At 49.0% G+C, this 26,912-nt stretch carries 26 protein-coding genes; 7 read left to right on the top strand and 19 right to left on the bottom strand.

What is annotated here, in order from left to right; genetic code table 11:
- Nucleotides 1-78 precede the first annotated feature (78 nt).
- From AAC052_RS14750 to AAC052_RS14710, 9 genes are all read right to left on the bottom strand, one after another.
- Nucleotides 79-444 (bottom strand): DUF1801 domain-containing protein, encoded by a 366-nt coding sequence (locus AAC052_RS14750; RefSeq protein WP_317487261.1) that lies wholly within the window; start codon nt 442-444, stop codon nt 79-81.
- 3 nt (nt 445-447) lie between these two features.
- A complete protein-coding gene (locus tag AAC052_RS14745) occupies nt 448-870 on the bottom strand; it encodes a VOC family protein (RefSeq protein ID WP_339814164.1) in 423 nt (140 codons plus the stop codon).
- A 52-nt stretch (nt 871-922) separates the two neighbouring features.
- Nucleotides 923-1,183: a hypothetical protein gene (locus tag AAC052_RS14740; protein ID WP_339814162.1), complete on the bottom strand. Its 261-nt coding sequence runs from the start codon at nt 1,181-1,183 to the stop codon at nt 923-925.
- 70 nt (nt 1,184-1,253) lie between these two features.
- Nucleotides 1,254-1,565, bottom strand: a complete 312-nt coding sequence (locus tag AAC052_RS14735) for a VOC family protein (protein ID WP_339814161.1) — start codon at nt 1,563-1,565, stop codon at nt 1,254-1,256.
- A 90-nt stretch (nt 1,566-1,655) separates the two neighbouring features.
- Nucleotides 1,656-2,075, bottom strand: a complete 420-nt coding sequence (locus AAC052_RS14730; RefSeq protein WP_317487257.1) for a hypothetical protein — start codon at nt 2,073-2,075, stop codon at nt 1,656-1,658.
- 127 nt (nt 2,076-2,202) lie between these two features.
- A complete protein-coding gene (locus AAC052_RS14725; protein ID WP_339814159.1) occupies nt 2,203-3,597 on the bottom strand; it encodes a pyridoxal-dependent decarboxylase in 1,395 nt (464 codons plus the stop codon).
- Between the two features lie 37 nt (nt 3,598-3,634).
- Complete coding sequence (locus tag AAC052_RS14720) at nt 3,635-3,757, bottom strand: hypothetical protein (protein ID WP_339814157.1); 123 nt, start codon at nt 3,755-3,757, stop codon at nt 3,635-3,637.
- Nucleotides 3,758-3,807: 50 nt separating this feature from the next.
- A complete protein-coding gene (locus AAC052_RS14715; RefSeq protein WP_339814155.1) occupies nt 3,808-4,557 on the bottom strand; it encodes an isoprenylcysteine carboxylmethyltransferase family protein in 750 nt (249 codons plus the stop codon).
- An 85-nt stretch (nt 4,558-4,642) separates the two neighbouring features.
- On the bottom strand, nt 4,643-7,342 hold the full coding sequence (locus AAC052_RS14710; protein WP_339814153.1) for a M14 metallopeptidase family protein: 2,700 nt from the start codon (nt 7,340-7,342) through the stop codon (nt 4,643-4,645).
- Nucleotides 7,343-7,516: 174 nt separating this feature from the next.
- Between AAC052_RS14710 and AAC052_RS14705 the strand changes: the two genes are divergently transcribed.
- Complete coding sequence (locus tag AAC052_RS14705) at nt 7,517-7,903, top strand: hypothetical protein (protein WP_339814151.1); 387 nt, start codon at nt 7,517-7,519, stop codon at nt 7,901-7,903.
- A 48-nt stretch (nt 7,904-7,951) separates the two neighbouring features.
- On the opposite strand, the gene AAC052_RS14700 is transcribed toward AAC052_RS14705, so the two are convergent.
- Both AAC052_RS14700 and AAC052_RS14695 read right to left on the bottom strand, forming a co-directional pair.
- Nucleotides 7,952-9,238, bottom strand: coding sequence for a mandelate racemase/muconate lactonizing enzyme family protein (locus AAC052_RS14700; protein ID WP_317487251.1), 1,287 nt, complete (start codon nt 9,236-9,238; stop codon nt 7,952-7,954).
- A 215-nt stretch (nt 9,239-9,453) separates the two neighbouring features.
- Nucleotides 9,454-10,407, bottom strand: coding sequence for an RraA family protein (locus AAC052_RS14695; RefSeq protein WP_317487250.1), 954 nt, complete (start codon nt 10,405-10,407; stop codon nt 9,454-9,456).
- Nucleotides 10,408-10,447: 40 nt separating this feature from the next.
- Between AAC052_RS14695 and AAC052_RS14690 the strand changes: the two genes are divergently transcribed.
- Nucleotides 10,448-10,645, top strand: coding sequence for a hypothetical protein (locus AAC052_RS14690; protein ID WP_317487249.1), 198 nt, complete (start codon nt 10,448-10,450; stop codon nt 10,643-10,645).
- Here the strand turns inward: AAC052_RS14690 and AAC052_RS14685 are convergent.
- Entirely contained in the window at nt 10,614-11,063 is a 450-nt protein-coding gene (locus AAC052_RS14685) for a GNAT family N-acetyltransferase (protein WP_317487248.1), read from the bottom strand. The genes AAC052_RS14690 and AAC052_RS14685 overlap by 32 nt on opposite strands.
- Before the next feature lie 9 nt (nt 11,064-11,072).
- The gene (locus AAC052_RS14680; protein ID WP_339814147.1) at nt 11,073-12,641 is read right to left on the bottom strand and encodes an arylsulfatase; all 1,569 of its coding nucleotides are present in this window, start codon (nt 12,639-12,641) and stop codon (nt 11,073-11,075) included.
- Between the two features lie 195 nt (nt 12,642-12,836).
- Here AAC052_RS14680 and AAC052_RS14675 point away from each other — a divergent pair, with 195 nt between their 5' ends.
- Nucleotides 12,837-13,802 carry a cyclase family protein gene (locus tag AAC052_RS14675; protein WP_317487246.1) on the top strand — a complete coding sequence of 322 codons (966 nt, stop codon included), beginning with the start codon at nt 12,837-12,839 and terminating at the stop codon, nt 13,800-13,802.
- Nucleotides 13,803-13,820: 18 nt separating this feature from the next.
- On the opposite strand, the gene AAC052_RS14670 is transcribed toward AAC052_RS14675, so the two are convergent.
- Both AAC052_RS14670 and AAC052_RS14665 read right to left on the bottom strand, forming a co-directional pair.
- The gene (locus AAC052_RS14670; RefSeq protein WP_339814145.1) at nt 13,821-14,957 is read right to left on the bottom strand and encodes a lactonase family protein; all 1,137 of its coding nucleotides are present in this window, start codon (nt 14,955-14,957) and stop codon (nt 13,821-13,823) included.
- Nucleotides 14,957-16,150, bottom strand: a complete 1,194-nt coding sequence (locus tag AAC052_RS14665; protein ID WP_339814143.1) for a CocE/NonD family hydrolase — start codon at nt 16,148-16,150, stop codon at nt 14,957-14,959. Before AAC052_RS14665 ends, AAC052_RS14670 begins: the two co-directional genes overlap by 1 nt.
- A gap of 295 nt (nt 16,151-16,445) precedes the next feature.
- Here AAC052_RS14665 and AAC052_RS14660 point away from each other — a divergent pair, with 295 nt between their 5' ends.
- The gene (locus AAC052_RS14660) at nt 16,446-17,753 is read left to right on the top strand and encodes an amidohydrolase (RefSeq protein ID WP_339814141.1); all 1,308 of its coding nucleotides are present in this window, start codon (nt 16,446-16,448) and stop codon (nt 17,751-17,753) included.
- 9 nt (nt 17,754-17,762) lie between these two features.
- Here AAC052_RS14660 and AAC052_RS14655 read toward each other — a convergent pair whose 3' ends face one another.
- Nucleotides 17,763-18,248: a hypothetical protein gene (locus AAC052_RS14655; protein WP_317487242.1), complete on the bottom strand. Its 486-nt coding sequence runs from the start codon at nt 18,246-18,248 to the stop codon at nt 17,763-17,765.
- 256 nt (nt 18,249-18,504) lie between these two features.
- Between AAC052_RS14655 and AAC052_RS14650 the strand changes: the two genes are divergently transcribed.
- Nucleotides 18,505-18,810: a hypothetical protein gene (locus AAC052_RS14650; RefSeq protein WP_339814140.1), complete on the top strand. Its 306-nt coding sequence runs from the start codon at nt 18,505-18,507 to the stop codon at nt 18,808-18,810.
- A gap of 51 nt (nt 18,811-18,861) precedes the next feature.
- Nucleotides 18,862-19,620 carry a hypothetical protein gene (locus AAC052_RS14645; protein ID WP_339814138.1) on the top strand — a complete coding sequence of 253 codons (759 nt, stop codon included), beginning with the start codon at nt 18,862-18,864 and terminating at the stop codon, nt 19,618-19,620.
- A gap of 224 nt (nt 19,621-19,844) precedes the next feature.
- Here AAC052_RS14645 and AAC052_RS14640 read toward each other — a convergent pair whose 3' ends face one another.
- Nucleotides 19,845-20,333, bottom strand: coding sequence for a TlpA disulfide reductase family protein (locus AAC052_RS14640; RefSeq protein ID WP_339814136.1), 489 nt, complete (start codon nt 20,331-20,333; stop codon nt 19,845-19,847).
- Nucleotides 20,334-20,502: 169 nt separating this feature from the next.
- On the opposite strand from AAC052_RS14640, the gene AAC052_RS14635 reads away from it, so the two are divergent.
- Nucleotides 20,503-20,793: a Dabb family protein gene (locus AAC052_RS14635; protein WP_339814135.1), complete on the top strand. Its 291-nt coding sequence runs from the start codon at nt 20,503-20,505 to the stop codon at nt 20,791-20,793.
- A 30-nt stretch (nt 20,794-20,823) separates the two neighbouring features.
- On the opposite strand, the gene AAC052_RS14630 is transcribed toward AAC052_RS14635, so the two are convergent.
- Entirely contained in the window at nt 20,824-21,522 is a 699-nt protein-coding gene (locus AAC052_RS14630; RefSeq protein WP_339814133.1) for a DUF6261 family protein, read from the bottom strand.
- A gap of 207 nt (nt 21,523-21,729) precedes the next feature.
- A complete protein-coding gene (locus tag AAC052_RS14625) occupies nt 21,730-26,343 on the bottom strand; it encodes a BspA family leucine-rich repeat surface protein (protein WP_339814132.1) in 4,614 nt (1,537 codons plus the stop codon).
- Nucleotides 26,344-26,912: the final 569 nt, after the last annotated feature.

Here is a 26,912-nt window from a genome sequence, read left to right as displayed (position 1 = left end):
AGACATTTAGTATGCCGCCCATGTGCACAACATGGGCTTTTTTTTGCTCCATTTGCCAGGTGTCTGCCCACATATCGGTCATCCACCGACTATCTGCAGCCATTCTTTAATGATCCGTACCAGTTCAGCCTTCTTTGACGAAGCTTCTTCAGCATTTTTGATGTATACAATTCTCCGATCTTTCCAGTCACCTTCGAGGATGTCGGACGTGATGGTGACAATGGCCGGATGATGAAAAATAAGCCTGATAGTTTTTTTGTCGTGCAGGTTAAAAGTGACGAAATCTTCTTTGTGGTAGTAGCTGGGCGCATTCCACTTAATTCGCTCGGAAAGAGGGCCAGCATTCTTGATAATTGTGCGAAGGGTTTCCACTTCAGCTTTCAATGGATGGTCCAGCGCCTCCATGTAGGCAGCTACCTGTTCAGCTTCAGAAAGTTTGGCCACGGTTTATTGAGGGTTTGTTTCAAAGCCAATCATCCACTGAATACCAAACTTGTCTGTCACCATTCCGAAATAACTTCCCCAGAAGGTGGTGGCCATTGGCATGGATACTTTGCCTCCGGCTGACAGCGCAGCAAATAGTTTATTGGCCTCAGTGTTGCTTTCTGTGTCGAGATAGATGTGGAAATTATTGCTGGACATTTCACCGAAATTCTCCGGTATGTCGCACCCCATCAGACGGCTGGTTTTGCTTATCGGCAGTGCAACATGCATCAGCCTTTTGCTTTGTTCGGCTCCTTTTGGGGCTTCTGACGGCATGTCGCTGTATTTCATTTGGCTGGTAAAGTCGCCCCCAAAAACGCTTCTGTAAAATTCGAAGGCATCAGCACAGTTGCCGTTAAAGTTGAGGTAGGTGTCTGCTGATTTCATAAAGTGGTAGTTTTAGTACAGAGGGTGTTGTAATGATTGGTTGACAGATTTCTTATGCCTTTTGAAGGCTGGGGTTCACCTCAACTGGTTGTAACTCATCGTTCAAAATCTCAGCGAAGCAGCCCTGACTTATTATCAGATGAATAACGGCGCAGGTGTTTAGCTTACTGGTGTGACTCACCACTCTGAGAATGCGGTCGCAGTCGTCAAGGTCAAAATTTGCACTATAGTCAGGGAACGCACGGTGGATCGCTTCCAGCAGCCTGAAGGCCTGAACGTGATTATCGACAGTGGTTTTGAACACTTCTACCATCTACATTTCTTCAAGAATAGACAAAATATTACCGGCCGGATCCTTGAACCAGGCGATGGCAGGGCCACGATCATTTCTGCAAATACCTTTTTTTGTCAGTCTTGATAGGGGCATCATACTGCTCAAAGGCAATTCCTTTGCCTGTCAGCCAGTCAACTGTAGCCTCTACGTCCTTCACCGGAAAGTTGAGCACGGTGAAGGTGGCAGGTTCATGGTTGGGTTTTGGGTAAATAATTACTTTGCTGCCACCATTAAATTCAAGCTGGAGCAAACCCATTGATAGCTCTTCTACTTGCAGCCCAAGCTTTTCTGAGTAAAAGTCCTTTGCCTTCGAAAGGTCGCTTACCGAAAAACCAGTGAATGCTTTTGTATCTTTTAACATATCATAGTGGGTTAGAAATACGCCAAATGACTTTTCTATTAATAAGTTAGCAAACTCTCGCCCGGATTACAGCTGTGGCTGCTTTTTATATTAGCCAGGTAAGTCGTCTTTCATTCTCAGCATGCACACTAATTCATCGTCGTCTTTGTACCATTCTACAGCCCAATGCTCGGGGTCAAGCCCTTCTACTTTCATTAACTCACTAAAAAGGCCAGGCAGAGAACTCAGCTTCGAATGCCAGTCGGTGACTGTTATAGCAGCGTAGTTGCCTTTCCGAACGATATGCTCCTGATAACCGAGCTGCCTTCCCTCACCAGGTAGCTTCTCAAACGCCGTGGCCAGATAGATCACGCTATTTCCCTCCATCTTGAAAAGTCCGTAAAAAGGCCGGCTAAATCCACCCTCCACTCTGTCCACAATGGCATCGAATGCATCGCCAACGCCGTTGGGAAAGGCGTGCACCTGATGTCCAAAAACCTTTATATCATGGGGGATGCGAATAATCTCCATGGCGTTTTTTGCTTTACTTCACGACAAATGTAGCAAAGGTGCCATACAGGCTCAGGGTGTAAAAGCGGCATTGTGAAGGGTGAAATGCGTCAGACGAAAGGGCAATTTAGCCTACGTATTGCGCTTATTAGCTAACTGCTTTCATCATCTCTTTCTGCACGATCTTCACATCTTCTTCGGTCGTGCGCCAGTTCACCAGAGCAGCCCTGATTCCTTTTCGGCCATTGAAAAAAGTAGGCGTCATGAACACCTTGCCGCTGTCATTGAGCCTGTCAAGGAAAGTTTGCACAGCAATTGAGTCACTGTTTTTTAGAGTGAAACAAACTGTGTTGAGCCTCACTGGCGCCAGGAGCTCAAAATAATCACTTTGACTAATGAATTCTCCTAGCTGCATGGCCTGGGAGATGTTGCGTTCCACTATTTCACGATAGCCTTCTTTGCCGTAGGCCTTTAGCGTAAACCATGCTGGCAGTGCTTTGAATCGCCTGGAATTTTCTGGCAGAAAGTTGAGGAAGTTGAAGTTTTCCAACGGGTCGCCAAGGTAGGGTGCATTGGAGTTTTGGTAAGTTTCTACCTGAAGCAGCTTGTGTTTTTCTTTCACAAAAAAGAAAGCACTTTCGTAAGGCACGTTTAACCATTTGTGGCCATCAACAGTGATGCTGTTGGCTTTTTCCCAACCTGCAAGCAGATGAGCGTAAGCAGGTGAAATGGCCGCAAAGCCGCCAAAAGCGGCATCGACATGCCACCAGAAGTTATACTTTTCTTTAAGCCCGGCGATGGCCTGAGCGTCATCGTAGTCGACCGTATTGACTGTGCCGCCGCTGGAGATCAGGATAAATGGTTCGCCGTTGAGCGATTTGATTTTCTCTTCCAGTGCTGCTATGTCAATTGCTTCCCTCGTAGGATCAATCGTCTTCACGATTTGGATATTGCTGCTTCCAAGGCCAAGCATCGACAGCGCTTTGATGGAGGAAGAGTGGGGTACTGCTGACAAAATGGGGAAGATAGAAGGAACGCCTTTTTTGGCAATATCTACTCCTTTTTGCTTGCCGACCCACTGGCGTGCCACGCCCAGGCAGGTGAAATTCGACATGGTGGCGCCGGTAACAAATCCCCCAAGGAAATCGTTAGGAAGGCTGAAGAGCTCTTTCAGCATGTCGATGGTTTCGAATTCGATGATGCCGGAGAGGTCGCCATGGCCTTTGACGGTTTGGGTATTTTGATCGAAAATGGTAGCCAGCATGTCGCCCATAATCGCAGCAGGTGTGGTGCCACCTGTTACAAAGCCCCAGTAACGTGGGCCAGCAGAGGCCACCATCAGGTTTTTGAAGCGTTTCCTGAACTCGCTTAGAGCGTCACTTCCGCCAGCTCCGTCGGTTGGCAGGGGAGCAAAGTCGGTAGTTACTTTGGCTGCTGATGTGGGAGCGGCGTTGATGTTTTTAAGGTATGAGAGTCCTTCTTCCAGGGCCTGTGTGAGCAATTGTCTGGTATTGTTCAGGTCGTACTGTAGCTGTTTGTTCATGGATCTGTGTCGGTTTAAAAAATGGACTTAACCGGGATTAAAAATGTAGTGAAACGACAATCTTTCCCATCAGGTTGCTGCCTGAGAAGGATTTTTCGTCATCAAACAGAAAAAAGCAAGCGGTTTCAGGCCGAAGCACGGACGACAGTATGTTGCTCATGACCGGGTAATACCCTTTTGAACTGTTGGCCCAACCAAAAAAATCTACGACTATCTGTCGTAAGACAGCACCTGAGTGGTTTTCTGAATCGTCTTAATGATGATATACCACGCCACGCTGGCAGCGAAGCCATACATCCAGTATACATTTCCCATTGAAAGCGCCTTGTTGGCCACCGATGCTCCGATCACTTCGAAGGCGAAGACAACGAGGAACATATTTAAAATGCCGGCCTTTTCCTGCCGGATTATTTTCCTCCAGCTAAAGGTGTATTTGGGTTTGATCCACTTGCTAAAGGCAGGGATGAAGGCAGGTGTTTTTGCAGCCCAGTCGACGTATTCTTTCCCGTATTTATCGATCAAAAACATCTCCTCTGCGTACATGATTCTTTCATAATACACCCAGTACATAAAGACGAAGGCGACAATGAACCAGGGCTCCTGCGTGAAGCCTGCAATGCCCAGCCACATGAAAAAATTACCTACATACAATGGGTGGCGTACTGTGGCGTACAGTCCGGTGGAATTCACGGAGTCTGCTACTTGCCCCACAGTGGTATTGCGACCAGAAGTATTGTCGGCAGAGTAGCCAATAGCCACCATGCGAATCACCAAACCCAATACGCACACCAGAAAACAGCCTAGCTTGAACAGGTCATCTTGTTGTGAATCGGTAATGGCGCCATTCAATACATTTTGCACATACACATAAATGCCGACCACGATGATGACCAGCGGCAGGTAACTTCTGTGTTTGAACAGGAAGTCACCCTGGGTTCTAAGCTCTTCTTTTAATGCCATTGTGTTGTTTTCGCCATTTGGAGCCACGAAGGTACGGAAATGTAATTATTATGTGACCTTCTTTTTGCCCTATAGTGAGGATCGTTTATTTAGCTTCCTTCTTCATTTCCGCTGGAACAATCCAAAACCCGGCATTGGCTGTACTGCTGTTTGGAACGCCGCCTCCGTACAACATCGCATTGAACAGTGTGCGGTAAGTGCCCATGGGTTGTCCACGCCATTGGGGTTGGAAGCCGAACAGGATGACATGGCCTTGCCCATGCTGAACGTCGAGTGCCGCTGCGTAGCCATTCAGATATTTGGTGCCAAGCAGAAAACCCGAGCGAAGGGGAGAGCCTTTGTCCTGGTATTTGGCAAGTGCCTCTCCTTTGAAACCCTCCAAAGTGGTAAAAACTGGGCTTCGATTCACAAATACACTGGCATGATCAGGCATGCCAGCCATCACAGGGTGAGAAGTATTTGTCGTCACTTCCATGATGGAGCCTCCGGTAAAGAAATCTTTCCGGTTCACTCCCTTTACCACATTTTTCACAGGCAGGTAAAGCGATTCAATAGCGAAATCGCTGCTTTGATTCATGCAGACGAGCGTGCCACCTGCCTTGACAAAGTCATCGAGGTTGCGGATACCTGTTTCACCCAGCCCACCCTCGTAGCGGGGAGGCACTTGTCCTTTTTTGTAACCATTTTCGATGGTGCCATTTCTTTCAGAAGCCATCACAATCACATCGAACCTATCTTTTAAGTTACTGGCCGCAAAGTCTGAATTTCGGATGACAGTATAGGGCAGTCCGAAATTATCAAGCAGCCAACGGGTCCATCCCATGTCCATGCTGGCCGTCCAGGGCTCGTAAATGGCGATGCGGGGCTGAATTCTTATGCCTGACGAATTGCCGGTTCTGGTGATGTTCACGGCAAAGTCATCCACCCATCTTTTGGCGAGTGTTTCCGAGGCTCCTTTTATGGCATATTTTTGATTGGCGTACTCCACAGTGAGTCCCTGTTTCCAGGCTTCTCCGAGTACCCGAAAGGTGTTGTTTTCCTTTGGGTCAAGCAACAGCGTGGTGCCGCTTCCTTTCACTGAGCCGGGGAGAGGACGAATGCCAGCAGCCACCTCGTTGGTATTGAAACCGGCGCCGGGAGCGAAATCGATTTTGCTATTGTCGTCGCTGGAGTTTGTTTTCCAGTCGACTTTTGTGCCTTTTACTTCAACGAGGCTTGCCCTGACCTCTTCAGAAAGAGGGCTGGCAGCCGCAGTTATATTTAACTCAAACTGGAGGGGCAGCGACCAGCCAGCGGCGTCATAGGGCTGCTCCAGCGGGCCATCGGGGAATTCCCGCAGGTCGGGGTACGCCTGCACATCGAGAACCTGGCGGGCCAGTTCAGCAAACTCCTGATCCATAGGGATGACCCAGGTGCCTTTGGGATAAGCTTGCCCGTCAAAAGTAATGGCCTTGTCCAGCTGCGAGATTTTGATGCCGTTGAAGGCCAGCCGCTTCAGTAGCTCTACCGGACGGGCGGGGTCACGCTGCTGCTGAGGAATGAAATAAGCGTAGGGAGGCTCGTTGCGGTACTTTTCAATCGTGTTTTGCGCCGACTGATACTTATTGAAAAGAACTGTTTCGCCGTATTTGGAAGCGTAATCCAATACCGCTATCGAGGCTGTCTGCATGTATTGAATGGCATCGCTTATGCGCCACCAGCCACCCGGCCACGGACTGGAGTAAAGCGATTCGATGCGAAGATCACTTCTGTCTTTGGGGAAGTCGTTGATGGTATAGAAATAGGGAGTGGCGTATCGGTAAAGGGCTGTTTCCGTCCAGAAGGAAGGAATGTTTTGCAGCACCGGCATGTAGTCGATATAGCCGGGGTACCAGGCATCAAAGCCCTGGCCCATGTGCACAGCTCCTTTCAGACCTTCAGTTTCCAGCTCTTGTGCCATGGCCATGCCAATCATATTGACTTCACGGGCAACCAGAGGCGGCGTATGCGAAGCAATAGGCTCTGCAAATGGGGGCAGCCAGATGCGGGTAGGGAAGGGCGACGACTGGTGATGTACATGGATGATGTTGGGCTCCCATTCTCGCCATGTGCGGCCCACGACTCTCGACTCAATCATATTGACCATGTAGGCATCCCTGTTATTGTCGTGCCCCACATACTTTTGGTAAAGCCAGGGTACGGGGGCGACTTCGTAAGGCGTGCCCACGTTCTCTTCGTACCAATTGGCAATAATATCCTGACCGTCGGGGTTGAGCGAAGGCCAGAGCAAAATGATGACATCGTCGAGAATTCTGGCAATTCTCTCGTCTGACTCCGCCGTGCTAATGAGCTGGTGGGCGAGTGAAATAGTGTGCTGTGCGCCGGCTACCTCCGAAGCATGCAAGCCACCGTCGATATGGACGATAGGTTTACCTTCTTTGGCCAGTTGTTTGGCTTCCTCCCTCGTTATGCCATCAGGGTGGGCCAGGCGCTGGGCTATGGCTTTGTACTTGTCGATGTTTTTGATGTTTTCGGGCGATGAAATCAAAGCAAAGTACCATGGGCGTCCTTCGGAGGTTTCACCCACATGCACCATTTGGATCCTATCACTGGAGGCATCCAGCTTGTTGAAATAGGCCAATGATTGTTCGTACGTAGCCAGATGGAAGTCAGCACCCACTTTAAAACCCAGTGTTTCTTCCGGAGCCGGGATTTGCGCCAGCAGCAATGATGAGAAAGATATTTGGAAAGCAACAGCCAGAAGAGCCGCCTTCTTCGCTATCTGATGGAGTACAGTATTGGTCATGGTTGGTAGTATTAGCCTGAAACGACCGAATATAAGGAAATGAATGAATCTAGATGAGGAGTTTTATACAGGTGAATGCTTTGCCTTGCGAGGCAATGCTGATGAAGGGTCGGATTCACTTGAATCTATGCCAGCCCACCGTAATTCTTTCAAACTTTTTGCAGAACTTGGTGCATGGGCCTTAGTGTTTTCGAATGGCTTCAAAAGCCTTTGTATCAGTTGTTGTTTTTTGTACCACTCACCCTTATCGTTCTGGTACTTGTGAGGCCGCTAAAAGCAGACAATGCGTGGATGATCGCCGGTATTGTGTATGGATGCTTCATTGTAGTCAACACCGTATTGGTTGGCTTTGCGGATAAGCCATGGTACTACTTTTTGATATCCTTAGGCTTCAGTGTTGTTTATCTTATAGCGATGGGTGTATTAATACCCGGACTTATCAATTTCATGAAAATGGAAGGATCAGGAGAAAGTGCTATGATCTTCCTCCTGATCATTTACCATCCACTGGCGCTTATGATAGTGATGTTTCTGAAGTGGGCTTATTTTAAGGTCTTTTGAAAAGCAAGGTAATCTGCCTAGGGCTTTTGATATAGCCTCTTTTCGTAATTACTCAAAAAACGGCATTCCCGGCGTCGCATACTTCTTCATTCCTTCTTCATTGATCTCTACGCCAATACCCGGTTTGTTCGAAACTGTGATAAAACCTTTCTCCACCATTTCTCCATCAAAGGTGACAATTTCTTTATACATCGGGTCTTTGTGGAAATAGATCTGCCACTCAAGGATCATGAAATTAGGCACTGACGCACATACATGAGCAGATGCCATGGCACCCAGATAAGAAGCCACCATGTGCGGAGCAAAAGGCACATAGTAAAGATTGGCCAGGTTGGCAATGCGCTGCGCTTCTCCCAGCCCGCCAGCTTTTTGCAGGTCGGGCATAATGATGTCAACGGCGCCTATTTCAAGCATGCGCCGGAACCCGTAGGCCAGGTAAACGTTTTCACCTGCGCAGATGGGCGTGCTGGTGGAGTCCGTAATGGCCTTGTAGGCTTCCACATTTTCGGCGGCAATGGGTTCTTCCAGCCACATCATGTGAATAGGCTCCAGCATTTTAGCTACTTGCTGGCCAGTCACAGCATCGTAGCGCCCGTGCATATCGGCACAGATGTCGATGTTAGGCCCGACGGCTTCTCTGGTTGCCGCCATTTGGTCGTACATTCTCTGCAGTTCTGCGGGGCTGGCTGTCCAGTTATAGCGATCGTATTTGTTGGGGTCGTTGGCCTGGTCGAGGTCAAATTTGACGGCAGTGAAGCCCATATCTACGGCCTCTTTGGCACTGGCAGCAAAATCTTCCGGTGTTGGGAGCCTCGACTGGTACAAAGCGGTGTCCATATACACCCGCACGCTGTCACGGAACTTGCCGCCCAGCAGCTGGTAAACTGGCACACCAAGGGCCTTGCCAGCCAGGTCCCACAGCGCCGTTTCCACCGCTGAAAGCACGGCCACAAACATGCCGGACTGCGCTCCTTCAAAGAATCCTGATTTACGGATGTCCTCAAATAGCCTATGGACATTCAACGGACTCTTGCCTTTGATGCGTTGTCCCATCATTTTTACCAGGTGGTAAGTGCCAGGCACAGCGTCAACGCCTTCGCCACAGCCCCAGATGTCCTGGTTGGTGTATATTTTTACAAATAAGCTGTGGCCATTTCGGATATAACCACATTTGATCTCTGTGATCTTCAGGTCGGAGGGCATGCCGTGTTTCGGTGCTTTGTGGATGGCCTCTTCGTAGCCCTGACCATAAGTGGATATGGCTGTTAGGCCCAGGGCACTGGTGCCGAGGGCGGATTTTGTAAGGAAGGATCGGCGTGAATGGGTGTTTGACATAGTTGGTGTGGTTTTTTGTAGTGTTTGCCCTCAAGCCGGGCGGGCTCTTAGTTTTCCTATAGATGAAAAGTAAGCAAAAATCATAGAAAAACTAACGCTCTGGGCCTTGACGCTCATCCGCTCGCCAATTTTTCGCCCAACTCTCCCTTATTGACAAGTCTCGCATCGATAATTCTGTTGCCGTCTAACCTTGCAGACTTTCAAGGGAGGTTAATCTACCAGGTTCTGGTTTTCAATAATTCCTGAATTTGCTCTCTTGGAACAGGCAGTTCGTCTATATGCTCGTTGAGCCATTGGGAGAAGTCCTTTTCAATTTCATCGGACCAGCGGTTGTCGATTTGACCGGCTGTGTACTTTTGCTCCCGCAGCCGCTGGTGACCGAACATGTCCCTCAGCCTTACTATTTCACTCACCTTCACTACTCTTTCCGCCAGATGAGGAGGGATAAATAACACGCCGCCATCACGGCCAAGCACCACGTCACCCGGCATCACAGTGGCCATGCCAATGCGGGTGGGTTGGTTGATGCCAACCAAAGTAGTGTTAAGTGCCCCGTCCGGGTTGTTTAAATGGTGAGAGGGGTGATAGGTACGGAAAAAGGAGGTGAACCCGCCAATTTCCTTCAGACCATTGATGTCCCGGATGGCCCCGTCGTACACGATGCCGTTGCCTGACTTGGTGAAGATAGAATTGCCGAGGTTGTCGCCAATTGTAGGGCCGTCCACATGCGCACCAAACTGATCGACCACATACACATCGCCTTTGACCAGCATATCGACAGGCCAGGAGTTTTGCGACTTGATCCGGCCATCCTTTTCATGTCCTTTTTTGTCGAGTACTCTGTGGATGTCAGGGCGGCCGGGCATAAACGTGGCGGTTAAGGCCCTGCCCACCAGCACGCTGTCGGGATTGATAGTCACCCAGCCGTCGGCATACTGGTATTTGTAGTTTTCATTTCGCAGCACTGCCCAGGCTTCTTCCAGTGTGACCAGTTTCATCCGTTTCAGAAGTGCATCAGGTACTTTGGGGCGCCCGTCGTCAAAGCGCTCACCTTTCCATTCGGGCGTAAGAAAGATCAGGTCTGCCTTGGATATCTGCTGAGCAGAGGCCGTTATCGTTGCAAGAAGGCACAAGCATAGCCATAGCTGTCGTTTGAAAGTTGTGTTCATTTTTAAGTAGGTAGAGTGTCCATTAATGATAATAAAAAATTTGAACACAACCTACGAGGAATTGATAGCTGGTCAGCAGGTGATAGATGAAATGAAAGAAGCTCTTAGCAAGCTGGTCAATAATCCTTCCATGCTTCCGCCTACAATTACTTTAGTGCCCTGCCTTAAGACTTCCGACTTTCTGTTGAGGATGGCGAAGACTCCTACTACGTTTGTTGTGAAAGCTCCATATGAATAATCGGATAGGGCTTTCCGGTGCCATCAAGTCTTGAGCGTCCGACAGCTTTGAAACCAAAGTACTCGTAGAAACTTTGGGCTTTGGGATTCTGTTCGTTCACATCCACCTTGGTCGCATCCAATTTGTCAATCGAATACCTGATTAGCCTTCGTCCAATGCCACGGTTCATGTAATGTGGGTGGACAAACATCATTTCTATTTTTCCTTTGGCGACCCCCAGAAAGCCTACGATTTTATTGTCTTCGTTGCGGGCGCAAAAAAGTTTGACCTGGTCAAGGTAGCTATTTAGTATCAGGGGTTTGAAAAACTGGATATCTTCCTCGGTTAAAAATGTGTGGCTAACCCTTACGGAAGCCTCCCACAGCGCAACGATGTTGGCGTATTCACTTTTATGGACGATGTCGATGTAGTATGGCATATCCTTGTGTTAAGGCTGTTTTATAAAATTTACTTGTACCCATTCCCCTTCGTATGAATCATTTTTCTGAGTTTCCCCGGCCGTGCTCCTGCCATTTTCAATGTACTTTGCAAGCAAAGCCTTTAACTCAGCCACCTTTCCTGGCTGCTCTGCTTCAAGGTTATGCTTTTCTCCCGGGTCATTGGCTAAGTTATAGAGTTGTATGGCCGGAAGTCCGGCCACAGTCACCGAATCTTGCGGCTTTGGATCACTCCATCCACCAGAGTCCGGGCATAAAATAAGTTTCCATGGGCCCCGACGAATAGCAAAGCTGCCATTCACAGAGTGATGAACAGTGGCTTCCCTCAATGGTTCTGATGAAATGGTCTGTTTGAAAATTGGCAGCAGGCTGTAGCTGTCTTCTCCTTCATTTGGCGCCAGCTTGTGTCCTACAATGTCGGCGCAGGTAGCCATCAGGTCTGTCAGACAGATGGTTTGGCTGGAAACGCTGCCCGGCTGAATAACACCCGGCCATTTAGCGATAAATGGAATGCGATGGCCGCCTTCAAATATGTCGGCTTTGTAGCCACGAAATGGCCCGCTTGGGTAATGCCCTTTCGATTCGAGCAGCTCGGCGTTGGCGTAGGGGGCAAAACCATTGTCGCTGGTGAAGATCACCAGCGTATTTTCCTCAATACCCGCTGTTTTTATGGTTTCCAGCAACTTACCGACATAGTCGTCGATCATCATCACAAAGTCGCCGTACGGGTTCAAACCACTTTTTTCCTGCCATTCCTTTGTGGGCAAAATGGGCGTGTGTGGTGATGGTAAAGCCAGGTATAAGAAAAACGGTTGGTCGGAAAGCGCACGGTCTGCAATCAATTCCATGGCTTTTTTGAAATAGTTGGGGGTGACGTCTTCATGAATGAAGTCGGAGCCGGTAGGGCCTTCCCTCCACCATGAGTACTCTCCCGTATTTACCGTTGTGGTGTCCGGAACTGCTGTTACCATGCCGTTTTCTACATACACGTAGGGAGACATGTCGAGCGAAGCGGGGTGCCCATAAGAAAAATCAAAGCCACGTTCTTTTGGAGAATTCTTTACCGGCTTTGTGTAATCGATATTCGCAAAATCAACCGACCAGTCATTTGTATCAGTTTGATTGTTTTTAAGGCCCCAACTCCACCCCAAATGCCACTTGCCAATAAAGGCGGTATAGTAGCCATTCTTTTGCAGCATAGCGCCTACGGTGCTTCGGCCTTCGGGTATCAAAGGTTTTGAGTTGCCAGCCAGCACACCCTGCTTCATTCTCGTTCGCCAGCTATATCTCCCGGTTAGAATGCCATAGCGGGTAGGCGTGCAAACAGCAGAACCCGAGTGGGCGTCGGTGAACTTCATGCCCTCACTAGCCAGCTTGTCAATATAAGGTGTGCGAATTTTGCTTTGCTCATTAAATGCCATCACGTCCCCATACCCCATGTCATCTGCCAGTATATAGATGATATTAGGCTTTTTTGACTCCTTGACCGGCTCTTCACAACCAGCCAGGGTCAGGAGCAATGCCAGTGTGAAGAGACTTATGCTGAGGGGCTTGTTCATTAGGCTTGGTAAATAGTTTGGTGCATTAATATAGTCGAATTCAATCAAATTCTAGTCATCAGTGTTTCCCAGGCATGGGTTTTGACCTCAGTCTTCTGTTTGAGAACCATTTTACCCTGCCTATTTGATGCATTGATCCTTCGAATCGCTAATCCTTTTTCGTAGCATTAGGTAAAATATTTAGCCCCTACAGTTATGAAACTACAAGCAAGACAACTCCTTTCTGCCGCTTTTCTGTTCACCTTATCATTTACTTCATTTTCCCAGACCCGGGAGCAGGGGCCATGGTGGCCACATCCGATCTGGGGCGCTGGTGACCAGGCGGGTGGCTCCAACTGGATTACCCCTGAAAAGGTGTTACAAGCGATGACGATGGTGAAGACAGGAAAGGTGTATGAACTGGGACAGCCCTATGAAAACGAGATGAGCATTCCTGACAATCGCAGCTACAACTTACTGATTCCTTCATTTCCGACTTATGGGCCCGAGGGGAGAAACGGGCAGGTGTTCAACGACGAGTATATTGCCGGATCTCTCGGTCAGGTAGGCACGCAGTTTGATGGCCCCGGCCATGTAGGCCAGCAGGTGAAAATGGCCGACGGCACTACCACAGAGGTTTTCTACAACGGCTATAGTACGGCAGAGATGAAGAACCCATTTGGGTTGCAGAAGCTGGGCGTTGAAAATGTAAAGCCAATTGTAACCCGTGGTGTACTTGTTGATATCGCCGGATTGAAAGGCGTGCCCACGCTGGCTGAAGGCTATGAGGTGTCGCTTGCCGACGTAAGAGCGGCTTTGAAAAAGCAGGGAATTCCTGAGGCATCGGTTGCTCCGGGAGATGCTCTTTTCTTCAATTTCGGATGGTCAAAGCACTGGGCTTCCGGGTACGCCATGAAGGGAAAACGTCCGTATGTAGGTCGGGAAGTGGTGGAGTGGATCATTACCAAAAAGCCCTGCATGGTGGGGTCGGACGGCATCATGGATGGCGATGAATTGATAGCCCACTCGGAGCTTACCATGAAGAATGGCATTTTCAACCTTGAGTGGATGACTTTTGAGGGTTTGCAGGCCGACAAAGCCTATGAGTTTCTTTTTGTATTTACCCCTATTCGGTTCAAAGGCGCAACCGGCTCACCCGGGAGGCCTATTGCCATCAGGTGAGCTGGCTGTGTTCGCCAACTAGTAAGTCCTCATCTTCAAACTGGCTGGCAGCTTTACCTTGACTTCAGTGTCTGTTTTGGTTAACAGCCCGGTCTTCTTGTCCCTTTTGAACACAACGATGTTGTTGCCAAACTGATTAGCGACAAGTAAAAAGTTGCCTGAAGGATCGATGACGAAGCTCCGAGGATGATCACCATAAGTAGTTTCGTGACCAACCAATGTTAGTTGACCGCTCTTTTGGTCAATAGAAAAAATAGCAATGGTGTTCTCTTCGCTTACCCTGTTCGACACATAAAGAAACTTGCCGTCCGGCGAAGTATGTAAGTCAGCCCCACCATAAATGTCAAACTTCTTCGTGTAGGTAGACACTCTGCCAATGGGCGTCAGCTTTCCTTTGCTATAGGTGTAGCTTGAAACAGTGCCGCTTAGTTCTTCTACGCAGTAGGCAAACTTTCCATTGGGGTGGAACTCCAGGTGCCGGGGGCCGCTGCCTGGCGTTGTGGTCACTGTGAGTTCGTTGCTGAATGTAGCGGGCTGTGCGCTGCTTTTGTCAAATGCATAGGCGAGGATTTTGTCCGACCCCAAATCTGGCACGAAAAGGAAGTCGCCAGCCGGATCAAAAACAGCCGCATGGGTATGTGCATCGTCCTGCCTGCCAGGAACGACACTTTTTCCTTCAATATCGAAATGCTGAGCCGCCGGCTTCAGGCTGCCATCGTTGTTTCGCTCGAAGATGGAAACGCCTCCATCGGTGTAGTTGGCACTGGCCACAAACCGGCCAGCAGGGTGCACCATGGCATAGGCAGGGTTTCGCCCTTCAACTGATTGCTTGTTGAGAAATGAAAGCTGCCCGTTGGCGGCGTTGAAACCATAGGCTGAAACGTTGCCAGGGGTTTCCAGCTGTGTTTCGGTGCAGGCATACACAAATTTGCCGTCAGGCGCCAGGGTGAGAAACGATGCGTTGACAATGTTTTCTACCTTACTGACCTCCTTTAAAGAACCGGTTCCACTGTCAAATTCAAACACATACATGCCTGTGCCGGGCACCTTTTCAGTGTAGCAGCCGACGAAGAGATAGGTTTTGTTCATTTTTTGGCTGACAGAAGGTTGGGAGAAAAAGAAAATGGATAGCAGGAAGAGGCTTAGGTATTTCATTATTGTCCGATTTTTAAATATTTCATCACAGCTTCGTCGTCCTTTAGGGCACCGGAAGGGCGTGGTGTTTTGTCTGTGAAAACTTTAAGGTCATCTGCTGGCAAAATGGTGACAAAACTCTCGTTGTAGCCGTCGTCATAAGGAAGCTTGGCATAGTTAAGACCAAGGTGCTCAGCAAAGAAATTGTAAGCGACGATCCTCTTGGAAACGCCGTAGTCATGCTTTTCAGCAGCAAAATGTACGTTGTCGACAAGATGCTGAACTCCGTAGGCCTTGTAAACACTTTGCACGTAAGGAAACTCTACCAAAGGTGTGTTCTTCGTCCAGTCGGCACCATCCGACACCATGAGCATGGGCCGGGGAGCGCACAAAGCAGCTACCTCGACATTGTTGGTCTGGAAATTGGCCGTCTTGTGAACAGGCATGCCGCTTTCGCAAACGCAACCGCCGAAGAAATGCGCAGAAACCTGAACGACAGGAACAGCTACTTTTATTCTGTCGTCGATTGCCGTGAGCATGAAGGTCTGGGTGCCGCCGCCAGACGCACCTGTCATGCCGATTTTATCTTTGTCCACGTCGGGCCGGGACAGCAGATAGTCGAGCACCCGTTTGCTGTTCCACGTTTGCAGGGTCATGGCGATAGGCATTTTGTGCGTTACCTGTGTACTTTCTGTGTAGCCTACCATGTCGTACATGAACACAATGGCGCCCATTCTGGCAAGGGCGGCGCACCTTCGCTGCACGGGAACTGAAAATCTCGCATCAGGAAAATGGCCATGGGCGCTCAGAATAGCGGGGTACTTGTCAGCTTTTTCGAGCGGGCGGTAGAGGTTGCCAGTGATATAGAATCCCGGGAAACTTTGTATGGCAATATTCTCCACGATGTAGCCGTCCATTTCCCGGGTATTGGTGATAACGGTTTTGAAACCATCTTTTGGCACAGGAATCTTTTCCAGCTGTAGCCCGTCGATGATGTTTTTTCTGATCTGCGTGGCTCTCTTTTCCCAGGAAGCCTTGTCGGTCCATTGGGAGGCAAAATCTGCCATCTTGACTTTGGCTTCGTCTTCAGTCCAGTAGTGGCCCTGGCAGAGCATGGACTCCTGGGCAATAGCCGCTCCGGCGATGGTTAAACCGACGAATAGCAGTAGTAATGCTTTGGTGGTGGTGTGCATGGTAAAAGTAGGTGATGTCAACTACCGAAGATAGATAATAATTGAAACACAACCTGTCCCGGGAATCGTTTTGTTTCAGGCAATTCCTTGAACGGCTATTTGAAAAACAGGAAAGAATTTGGGTGACGCTGAATCAACATAGGAGAAGACCAATAGACAAAGAATCAGGAGTCGGACCATGTTAGTAGGTTGAGTGAAAGATAACGAAAAGCACGGGCAAATATTGAATTGAGAATAGCTGCTGGCTTAGGATCCTTTAGGCAAATTTGGCTTTTAGTTGTACTTTGACACTCGTAGCTCACTTAAAACCAAGAAGATGCAGTGTAAGCAAAGCCCGGGTATTACTCTACTGTTTTTGATAGTCTTGTCCACAAGTGCCTTTGGGCAGAAGGGAAAGAAAGACTTCCAAAATGAGATCAACCAAAAAACGGCCAGCATTGAGCCCAAGGTCATATCGTGGTATGAGGATATTCACGAAAACCCTGAACTCAGCAACCGGGAGTTTCGTACGGCCATGCTTGTGGCCAAACACCTTGAGAGGCTGGACATCGAAGTGACGACCGGCATTGCCCACACAGGCGTGGTGGGTGTGTTGAAAGGTGAGCTGCCAGGACCGGTTATTGCTATCAGGGCTGATATGGATGCTTTGCCGGTAGTGGAGGAGGCGGATCTGCCGTTTGCTTCGAAAGTGCGCACCACCTACAACGACCAGGAGGTGGGCGTGATGCATGCCTGTGGCCACGATGCCCATGTGGCCTGCCTCATGGGTGCGGCGGAGGTGCTGGCCGGTATGCGCAAACGGCTGAAAGGTACAATCCTCTTTATTTTTCAACCTGCTGAAGAGGGAGCTCCGGCAGGAGAGGAGGGCGGCGCTGAGCTGATGGTGAAGGAAGGTATTTTTAAAGACCTGCAGCCGGAAGCGGTCTTTGCGCTCCATACCGATGGACGGTTTGATGCCGGTACCCTGGCCGTACGCCCTTATGGCATGTGCGCCGGAGCTGATCAATTAGAGATTATCGTAAAGGGTAAGCAGTCGCACGGTGCGTTTCCCTGGCTGGGCAACGACCCCATTGTTGTAGCTTCACAGATTGTGATTGGCCTGCAGGTGATTCCCAGTCGCCAGCTAGACATGACGAAGGCATTATCGCTTGTGACCATTGGAAGTATTCATGGCGGTGTTCGTGGCAATATCATACCCAACGAAGTGCGCATGCTGGGCACTATCCGCACTTTTGATACTGAGATCAGGGAAGACTTCCACCGACGGATTCGCCAGACTGCGCAAAACATCGCAGAGGCTTCCGGGGCAACCGCTGAGGTGATCATTTCTGGTAGTGCACCCGTGACTTTCAACGACCCCGAACTACTGACAAGAATGACTCCTGCACTTTTGAAAGTAACCGGAGAAGGTAACCTTATCACGCCGTCCGTGGAAATGGGAGCAGAGGATTTTCCCTTTCTGACGCAAAATGCCAAAGGGCTGTACTTTTACCTGGGTGTACGCACGCCGGGCAAGGAGATTGAGTCACAGCATTCACCTACCTACTATGTGGACGAATCTTCTTTACAGCTGGGCGTAAGAGCGCTGAGCAGTTTGGCGATTGACTATTTGAATGGGAGGTGAGGGGGCTTATCAGCCCTTCTCCTTAATAGGCCTGTAGATCCAAAGTTTGCCCTTGGCCAGGTTGTTTAGGTTGAGGTTGCTCACGCCCACCTTTTTGCCCCACTGGCCTGTGTTCTGGTGAGCGATCTCATAATTCAGCGGGCCGTTTACCTTGTACACTACAGCGGTGTGCTGCCCCATGGTTTCTTTGTAAGTGGTGTTGCCGTCTTTCCAGGCGAGTTCTACATTTTCAAACTGGATCAGGTCACCAGGTAGCACTTCCTCTTTCTTGTAATTCAACTCACGACCGTAGATGGTCACGGTTTTCATGCTGCTGCGGTCGAAGTAGGCACCGGAGTAGGCCAGCGCACCTGCCGCCAAATCCCAGCATTCACCTCTGTCTACCTTTTTGCCCATCACCGAGTCGAGGTAAGTAATAATTTTAGCATTAAGCTCTGGCAGCTCTGCTTTGAAAGTAAAGGAACTAAGCAGAAGGAGTAGGGCTAGCTTTTTCATAGTTGGTTTGTTTTTGGATGCTCTGTGAAAGATACGCAAAAAGTAGAATTCTGGTTCGGAGCAATGGCAAGAAAAACGATTTGGGCCAAGGTCGCACTGCCGAAAGCCGATGATGCCTTTCGATAGATTCGATGTGCCAGAGACGGCTTCCCCACTTTCAATACAATTAAAAATCTTGTAGTTTCGCTCCGTGTAGAAGTGACAAGAGCCTGACTGATGAGTTTTACCTGTACCTTAGCTATTATATTAAGGCCTTATGATCAGGCGACTCAACCAACCCACCACCTATCGCTGGACATTTGCTATTGTAGCCCTGTGGCCCCTTTTGTTTGGGGGTAATTTGCAGGCACAAAAGAAAATTACCATCGACACACGCTTCAATACCAGCTCTTCCAACAGAGAGGAGATCAAGGTGTTTGACAATGCCGAGGAATCGGAAAAAGCGCTGGGGTGGATAATTACCCAAGCGGCACTCACACCAAACTTTACCAGCAAAGCAGCCGACGTTGGCCGTGCCGAAGCTGTGCTGGCAGGCTCCGATCGCTACATTTTTTACAACTAAAGCTGGCTTCGCAATATTCATTCAACCAACAAAACCGACTGGTCAAAAGTGATGGCTATTGCCCACGAAATGGGGCACCACCTCAACGGGCACACGCTATTGGGAACGGGAAGCTACCATGCCATCGAGCTGGAAGCCGACAAGTTCTCAGGCGCTGTTTTGTATAAAATGGGGGCGTCTGGTCAGGAAGCTGAGGAGGCGATGGAAGCATTCGCACGGAACTATATCAGCGAGAAGTATCCGCCCAAAGCAGATAGACTGGAGGCTGTTTCCCAGGGCTGGCTGGAAGCGAGAACCAAAGAAAATTCAACGCCTGAGAAAAGCGAATCTACAGGCACTCCCGAATTGACCATTCAAAGTGCAATTGTGAGTGTTTTTGAACCAAACAGGGAAGGTTCTCATGTAGGCAATATTGGGAAAGGTTCGACGATAAATTTTGCTTTTCAAGCAGACGGGCTATATGGCGGAGACCTTTTGATATGGGTGGAACAAAAGAAAAACGGGAAATACGAAAGGCTCAGGGACCAAAACCATATTTTTGGCGATGATGCCGGGGATGTTTTTTTTGTGAAGGAATACATTGAGCCGGTGTATGCAGGCACAACATATGAGGTGAGCTACTCCCTTCCTTTTAAGGAACTTCACCTTTCGAACGGAACCCATGAATTAAGAATCAATGCCAAATATTGCAAAGGCTTTAAGTGCATTGACTTTCCGTACGGTTATTTCACGCTGGTTGTGAAGAATGAGAAGTGGGGCAAATGGTACAAAGAATTAATCGTTGAACAGGAGGAGGTTGCTGCCAAATAGTAGGGAATATGCCTTTATTCAGTTATTTGAAAGTGCTTCAAAGAAAACCCATCAGACACCCCCTTCCATCCGGTAAGCGTCCGTCAGGCTTGTGGGTGTCGAAATGTCTGCGTCTCGCCGGTACAATAGACGGAAGTCTTTAGTGCACAGCGAGACGCTGAAATTTTAACGATCCAAGCGGGACGCTTGAACCAGGAGGAGGGTTGTGCACCAAATTTGGAGCCTCATTTCCCCTTCGCAAAATAATCGTCTACCGTTTTTGCCAGGTCAGCCGACGGCACATCGGCCGCCACAATTTTCCCCTTGCTGTCGACGAGGTAGTAGGTAGGCAGTACCTCAATCGCATACTTTTTGTACAGGTCGAAGTCGTCGGCGTCGTACACATGCAGCCAGGGCACGTTGAACTTGGCCATCGACTTTTCCCATTTGTCGGCCGACTTGTCGTAGCTCACACCCACAATCTGTAGCTGCTCACGACTGTACTTGCTGTAAAGCGGATTGAGAATGGTTTCAATAGTGTGCAGGCAAGGTTTGCACCAGCCCGCCCAGAAGTCGAGCAGGATAAGGTCACCTTTGATGCTCGAAAGCTCCAGCATGCTGCCATCGGCGGCTACTTGCTGAAAGCCCGGGGCCATGTCGCCTGCTTTGGGTTTGGTTTGGGCCTGTGAGTGGCCAGCTAAAAATAGGAGGGCTAGTGCCAGTAAAATCCTCATTGTTTACAGTTTAGTTGGAAAAATAGACGAGCAAAGATGGCAAAGGTTGCCTATTTTACCTAGCGGGGCAATGTCGCCGGAACTATGTTTGTCTATTTTGGATGGTTTGTTTCGTTAATTTGCCCCCTGTATAGTTGTCTTGACTTACACGCATCAAAAACTCTCGCCCATGATACGCCATACTGTTGTGCTAAAACTGAAATACCCCAAAGGCTCGCCTGAAGAGAAGGAATTCCTCGCCGCTGCGGCTAGACTATCATCCCTGCCAGGGGTTCACAAGTTTGAGTCGTTGCTCCAAACAGGGAAGAAGAACGACTTTGACTATGGGCTGTCGATGGAGTTTGATAACATGGAGGCGTATGAAGGCTACAACCAGCACCCTGACCATATCAGGTTTGTGCAGACCTACTGGGTAAAGTATGTAGAGAAATTCCTTGAGATCGACTACGAGCCCATTTGAGGGAGTGCGTGGCAATGGTCAACCATGCGGTTAGCGTGAGGGCATGTTGTTGTATCGCTTAATAAGTGCATTGAGCTCTTTCACGGTTTTGCTGAAAGGCTCGGCGCCTTTTTTCACCACGTGGTAGGCTGCAATGTGCTCGCACAGCTCGTAGTAGGCCGTTATTGCTTCTAAGCGCTTGGTGCGCAGTGCGTCGGGCGACGGCGCAGGGGCTTCGCCGGTGCGGGTCTGATACTGCTCGTCAAAGGCGTCGTTGTCGGTTTCCAGGGCCTTGGCCCAGTCTTCCAGCTTCAGGGCTGTCACGGCCACTTTCAATGCAGGCTTGGTTTCCCAGTCTCTCAGTATGCTCCTGATGGAGGCTGTTTCGCTGTCGTAGTTTTCCCGGGCAATGGCCTCGCCGCCGTAGTCTTCCAAGTGCTTGTGCAGCTTTTCGGCGTGGCGAACGGTGCTCTCATCGAAGTGGTAGGTGAGGGCGTTCACGTAGGTAATGATGCCGGTAATGGCCCTGTCACGGCGCATATCGAGCATAGCCAGCTTTTCGCCCATCTTAAAGCCCTCCCTGGCTTGAAACATCTCATCCGCCTGGCCCATGATTGCCCGTAGCTTTTCCTCCTGCTTCTGCACCTTCAGCGTGGCCGGATCATTTTTGGCTGCTATGTCCAGCACTTCATTCATGAACTTCGAAAAATCGCTGTTGGGCAGCGAGTTGATGTGAACTTTGTCGATCATGGTCTATTGTCGGGGTAGGTAATCGATAAATATACGCAATGCGATTTTATTTGTCGAAAGGTGGGGCTATGGAAGGCCACGAATGGCACCCCTGAGCCAAGGCTGCTCCTGTGAGAGCCTTCACTCGCCGGAACTGGAATCAATAAAAGGCTGCCTCGAAAATTATTTCTGAGACAGCCTTTGCATTGAGTTGTCGTGTATAGAACCTTAGTTTTTAATAAGCCGGGTTGTAATGATACTATCGTCAAGCAACAGCCTCACCGAGTAAATGCCGACAGGTAGTTGGCTGATGTCATAACCTGACGGATCGGTTTTGCTTTGCATCACACGGCGCCCACTCATGTCAAAGATCATGACCTCCTGTACCAGCTCCATTGGATCTTTTAGATGAAAAATGTCGTTTGAAGGATTTGGGAATAGTGCTATATCATTCGCCAGGTGGTCTGCCACGCCGGTAGCCACACCGGTTCCCTCACAGGAGATCATTACATTTTGCAATTGGTTGGACGTATTGCCGGAAGCATCCGTGTATGTCCATGTGACTATTGTGAGGCCCTCTTCAGTAATAGGCAAGCTAACATCATTGGTCACAGTTACGGCGCTACAGTTGTCGGTTGCTGCTGGCTCCGGCAGCTCGGTCAACTCACACTCAGCGGTAATGTCAGGGAGTGGGGAAGGGGCCAGGAAAGGCGCTGTTTCGTCAGTAATAATTACCTTCTGAGTCTGGGTGCTGGTGTTGCCGGAACCATCAGCGTAAGTCCATGTAACCACCGTTGTGCCCTCGGCGGTGATGGGCAAGGTAGCATCATGCGTGACAGTAACAGCGCCACAATTATCGCTGGCGCTCGGTGTGGTCAACGTTGTTACTTCGCATTGAGAGGTTACATCAGCCAGGCTTGCCGCTGTAGGTACCGGAGCAACTTTGTCTGATATAACGACACTTTGGGTTATCGTAACCTTGTTGCCGGCGGCATCGGTATATGTCCAGACGACATTTGTGGAAGCTGTAATTGGAAAAACAGCGTCGTTCGTAACTGTTACTACACCACAATTGTCCTTTGCTGTGGGGGTAATCAGGGAAGTTACCTGACAGGCGGCTGTAATAGTTGGCAGGCTGGGAGCATCTGGTATCGGGGCCGTTGTGTCAGTAATGACGATATTTTGTGTCTGAGTGGATGTGTTGCCATTCTTATCGGTGTATGTCCAGGTAACCACCGTTGTGCCCTGCTTGGTAATGGGCAGCTTGGCATCATTGGTGACAGTTACCGTGCTGCAATTATCAGTGGCCTTCGGTGTTGAGGTCAGTTTCGTTACTTCACATTGCGCTGTTATGTCCGCCAGACTTTCCAGATCAGCCACCGGAGCAGTAGTGTCCGTAATCACCACATTTTGTTTTTGGGTGGAGCTGTTGCCAGCATCATCTGTATAGGTCCAAGTAACGACTGTTGTTCCCTGTTTGGTAATGGGCAGCGTGGTATCACGGGTTACAGTTACCGTGCTGCAATTGTCGGTAGCAGTAGGTGTGGTAAGCTCGGTTACCTCACATTGCGCTGTTACGTCGGCCAGGCTTTCCTCATCCGCCACAGGAGCAGTTGCATCTGTAATCACTACATTTTGCGTTTGGGTAGAACTATTGCCGAGGTCGTCTGTGTAAGTCCAGGTAATTACTGTGGTGCCCTGTGTGGTAATGGGCAGCGTTGCATTATTGGTTACAGTTACATTGCTGCAATTATCGGTAGCCGTTGGTGTTGTTGTGAGTTCGGTCACTTCACAAGCTGCTGTTATATTTGGCAGACTTCCTTCATCAGCCACAGGAGCGCTAACATCAGAAATCACCACATTTTGTATTTGAGTAGAACTATTGCCAAACTCGTCTGTGTAAGTCCAGGTAATTACTGTGGTGCCTTGAGTGGTAATGGGCAGTTCCGCATCATTGGTTACAGTGACATTGCTGCAATTGTCGGTAGCCGTGGGTATTGCTGTGAGTTCGGTTACTTCACATTGCGCTGTTACGTTCGTCAGACTTTCCACATCAGCCACCGGAGCGGTAATGTCCGCAATCACCACATTTTGTGTTTGGGTGGAGGTGTTACCGGCCTCGTCTGTATAAGTCCAGGTGATTACAGTGGTCCCCTGCGTGGCAATGGGCAGTTCTGCATTATTGGTTACAGTGACAGTGCTGCAATTGTCTACTGCCGTCGGGTTAACCAATGAATTTACCTCGCACTGGCTCGTAACATTAGGCAGGCTGACGATAGTTGGAGTGGGGCCTGTTTCATCGGTAATCACGGCGTTTTGGGTTTGCGTGACACTGTTGCCGGAAGGGTCAGTGTATGTCCAGGTAATAATGGTGCTGTGCCGTATAGGCAAAGTTGCATCGTGGGTAACACTCTCCACACTGCAATTGTCGGTGGCGGTGGGAGGAGTGAGCGCTACTATTTCACATCCGTTAGTGATCTGAGGCAGGTTTGCTATGTTGGGCACTGGCGCTTCTGCGTCGGTAATGTTCACCTGTTGGGTTTGTATTGTAAAGTTGTCATTTGGTGCTTCAAACCTCCAGGCGATGTTTGAAGTTTTTCTCACTGGGAAAACCGTTTCGGTGGTAGCGATAATAGTTTCACCATCGTAGGTGGCGGTAGGAGCGGTAGGAGCTGTGGTGACCTCGCAGGAGGCAGTCAACGTGGATAAGCTCTCCTCATCCGGCACAGGCGGGCAATCTAGTTCGTCGTTGGTAATTACCCAGCCATAGGGTTCACTGGTTAACAAATCCCTGCCGGTTGGGTCGCAATAAAATAGTCCATTAGCAGTCAAGGCGATGCCGGTGGGAATGCTGGTTTCGTTTTCTTCCAGGGTAGCCCAACCTAGCAGCGTTTTGTCATAATTGGCTGCAGAAATACCACTGTTCCCCAGCATCGACGTAATGCTGCTGACATTGCTAATATCCCATGCCCCGAGGTTTCTATCAAACTTCGTGGCGTTTTCAAACATCGCCGACAAATCGGTAACCGAACTGACGTCCCATCCACTGACGTCTCCGTTGAATAAGTCACAGTAACGAAACATGTAGCTCATAGAGGTAACGGAGCTGACATCCCAATTGCTTAAGTCTGACTGGAATGCCTCTGCCAGTAAAAACAGACCAGTCATATCGGACACCGAACTAACGTCCCAATTGTTTAGGTCCGAGTCGAATAATTTCGCACCGGAAAACATACTTCTCATATCGGTCACCGAACTAACGTCCCAATTGCTTAAGTCTGATTGGAACGATTCTGCATTATAGAACATGATTTTCATGTTGGTGACGTTGCTTACGTCCCATTTGCTCAGGTCGGAGCTGAAATCATAGTTTCTTTCAAACATCGCCGACATATCGGTGACTTTGCCGACATCCCAGGTGCTTATGTCGCCATTGAAGACAGAAGCACGAAAAAACATACTACCCATGTTTGTTACATTGCTTACGTCCCAATTGTCCAGGTCTTGATTAAAGGCATCTGCGTTAGCAAACATACCGGCTAGGGTGGTGGCAGCGCTAACATTCCAATTGTTGATGTCTTGATTGAATGAATCAGCGTTAGCGAATACGTTCGAAAAGTCGGTAACCTTGCTAACGTCCCAGTTGCTAAGCTCGCTGTTGAAGGAGGAGGCACCGTTAAACATGTTGATCATATTGGTAAGCGAGCTCACATTCCATCCGCTTATGTCGCTATTGAACGAGGAACTTGATGCGAACATTTCGGACATGTTAGTTACCTTGCTTACGTCCCAGTCGCTGATATTGCCATTGAAGTCGGAGGCGCTCCAAAACATTTTCTTCATGTTGGTGACAGCGCTAACGTCCCAGTCGTTTAGGCTTTGGTTGAAGTCGTAAGCCCGCTCGAACATTGAACTCATATCCGTCACTGAACCTACATCCCATCTGCCAATATCGCCATTAAAGGTTCCGTGCAGGTTGAACATTTGACTCATGTTGGTCACCTTGCTCACATCCCAGTCACCTATATCAGCATCGAATGCCGTAGCATATCTGAACATACCGCTCATGTCGGTCACCGAACCCACATTCCAGTTGCTGATGTTGGCATTAAAAGAGGTGGCAAAATTGAACATCATTTTCATATTGGTCACTTTGCTCACATCCCAGGTGCTTATGTCGGCGTTAAAGGCACTTGCAAAAGTAAACATTTCGCCCATGTCGGTTACTTTGCTCACATCCCATTCACTTACATCTCCATTGAAGACCTTTGCATCATAGAACATCCTGTTCATATTCGAAACGTTGCTTACATCCCAGTTACTGATGTCGCCGTTGAATGCGGATGCCCCTGAGAACATTTCACTCATATCGGTTACGTTACTCACGTCCCAGTCGGTTAGGTCAAGATTAAAGGAAGAAGCGGACTGAAACATTCTCTTCATTGACGTCACAGAAGAGAGATCCGGGACATCTGTGGCATTGAAGGTCAGATTTTTACAGCCCCAGAAGGCTCCCTCCATGCTTGTCCAGGCAGTATTTCCCCACTGTTCTACGCTTCTGAAATTTCTGGTATCCGTTTGATAAAAGTAGATTCTGGGGAAGGTTCCCGTAATAGAAACTGTGTATATGCCGGGTGTTGAATAGGTATGACTCACCCCAAATACATAGGATTGGGTAACGATGGTGCCATCACCCCAGTCAATATCATAATGGTAGCCAGTTCCTGTAGTAGGTATTTTAATGGATTCATTGTTGGTAGTCGTCTCCCACGTAGTGACAAAGGGGATGGTGCCTGCGGCCTGCGGAAAGGCGGGGGCGTAAATGGCGAGGGTAAGCAACACAAGAAGACATGTTCTTTTACAATAGTTACTGGTAATCATTGGCTAAGCTACAGTTAGAAGTACGGGAGAAATATAATGTTACGGGTGCTGCCGATAAAGAAAGTAAAAAGAAGTTAATTTTCTGCAAATAATATGCTTATAGGCTGATAATTATTTCACATGATGAATCACATTGTGAAAATATGCCGCATTTTTTTGGTGAAACAAGTTTCTGATGGGAGTAAATTAATTCCTGATGCAATGAACGATGGAAGCAGTGAGGTGCTCGTTTACGTTTTTATATTGACCAACCCGGTAGTCGGAACTAGAGTAAATAGGGATAGGTTAGATGGTTTTTTAAAAAAAAAGACACCTGTCTTACCCGAATAAATCTGGCTTAATTGCATCTTTTTTTTTGAAAATCGTCTGCAAGCACTTGCTGCCCAATCGCCAAAGCCTCCATCCCACGCCGTCATCTCGAAACGTAGCGGAGCGGAGTGAGAGATCCCCCCGACCTGGCAGTGTTTTTCAGAACGACTCACTGCCAGGTCACGGGGGATCCCGTTCGGGCGTCGGGTTCCACGTCGGCT

The organism is uncultured Imperialibacter sp. (genome assembly GCF_963974565.1).
Lineage (GTDB): Bacteria > Bacteroidota > Bacteroidia > Cytophagales > Cyclobacteriaceae > Imperialibacter > Imperialibacter roseus.
Note: the sequence above shows the minus strand (reverse complement) of the source record. Positions and strands in the feature narration are given on the sequence as shown.